Origin of the sequence: Klebsiella sp. A-Nf5, assembly GCF_002810545.1 — a bacterium.
GTDB lineage: Bacteria > Pseudomonadota > Gammaproteobacteria > Enterobacterales > Enterobacteriaceae > Klebsiella > Klebsiella variicola.
In genome coordinates this window covers 1-1,456 of sequence record NZ_PIOG01000064.1, presented here as the reverse complement: position 1 = coordinate 1,456, position 1,456 = coordinate 1, and the positions used below count along the sequence as shown (strand labels likewise).

The following is a 1,456-nucleotide window of genomic DNA, read 5'->3' as shown; positions in this document are numbered from 1 at the left end:
GATTGTGGGAAACAGGTCAAGTTAGGCAAGCACTATGGGAAATACAGCAAGTTTAGTATCCCCCCATATGTCAGCAACAAACTAAGGGGGGAGGAAATAAAAAATACAGGCTATTGTTTTTTATCAAGAAAATTAAACAGCAAGCGACCATCTTCTTCAGTGGTATATGTTACCTTTAATGGCGTCTTCTCATTAATTTTCTTCAGAGCAGGTTCCAGGAAGGTACGCTTCATTTCAGCAATATTGTTTTTCTGCGAGGCAGGGAGCATAAACCTTTCACATAACCAGTCATGTGTGGTGATCCAGACACCAGTGCTCCGGAACTGACACAGGCTTTCATAAAGCCGGATGACACGAACACTATTAAGCTGGCCACAGTCATAGAGAGAATAGGTAGTGAACTGGGAGGTTAAGCCGACAAGGAATGGCATGACCTTGTAGTTAAATTCAATCTGCCAGGAACCCCGGCCTCGCTTCATTCCTGCTTCAGCCAGCCACGGACGTTTAACTTCTTCAAACTCACCTTCTTTTGGATAAAAGGTAACCGTTGATTCGCCCAGAGCATTTACCCCAGCCTTCACATCACGACTGGCGACAGACGTAGCGACATTGAAGTATTTGACGTAATCAGAAACGCTGATTTTGAAGAGCGGCAATACGTCAGAGTCATCTTCCTGGCTGTCATTAAAATAGGCCTGCATGAGGCATAACCACAGCACACGTTTTGCCTGAAGAGGCAGGTAATATGCAGCTTCGGTCAATTCGTTAGATTGCTTTATACTGGCGCGTTTTTTAAACGTTTTAGTAGCTGGCAAGAGTGCTTGAGTATCCATTTCAATGCCTATGGGTAATTTTTTACTCACCCATAATGACAGTGAAAACAGAAATTGCAAGCTATCGCGATACTTATCCACCGGAAAAATCTGCACTTTATCCACAAGTGGATAATTGAGAACTGAACTTGACCTCTTTCCCATAGCTTGTTGATGCGTATCCCATAGCTTGTTGACACAAAACCCACTGATACGTGATTAATTTCCCATATTATGTTTACCAGTTGCCCATATAGGCCCCCTCTCAGGCCGCACTGTACGCGGCTTTCAGGCTCCCTAAAAGATGTAAAATAAAGAAAAAGAATAAAAAAGTACTTTATAAAAATATGCCCGTGGATAAGTGGATAACCCCGAGGGGGAGGTGATTTTTCAGGCATTTAGCGTAAGCAGAATTTATAAGTTTTGTTCCCTGGTGCTTCCTCGCTCACTCGGGGCTTCGCCCTGTCGCTCGGCTGCGGCGAGCACTGCTGGCTCGATCATATCCACGGCCGGGAATTTCATTTGAACATAAAAGTTATTCTGTCTTAAGTCTCAAAAAAGCTAATTCTATAATCAATATTCTGGCAGAGATGGCGTAACCGGGCCGACAGCTGGTTTTGGCGGCGTTTTCGGATCTGTCGGTT

1 protein-coding gene is annotated in these 1,456 nt (G+C 44.2%); it reads right to left on the bottom strand.

Annotated features, from left to right (window positions below; all coding sequences use genetic code 11):
* Positions 1-110: 110 nt before the first annotated feature.
* Positions 111-977, bottom strand: a complete 867-nt coding sequence (locus tag CWM53_RS07050) for a replication initiation protein (protein WP_096835038.1) — start codon at positions 975-977, stop codon at positions 111-113.
* Between the last annotated feature and the right edge of the window lie 479 nt (positions 978-1,456).

What these genes read in the sequence shown, in the direction of transcription:
- CWM53_RS07050 (WP_096835038.1), bottom strand. Translation starts at nt 977, where the DNA reads ATGGGAAAGAGGTCAAGTTCAGTTCTCAATTATCCACTTGTGGATAAA.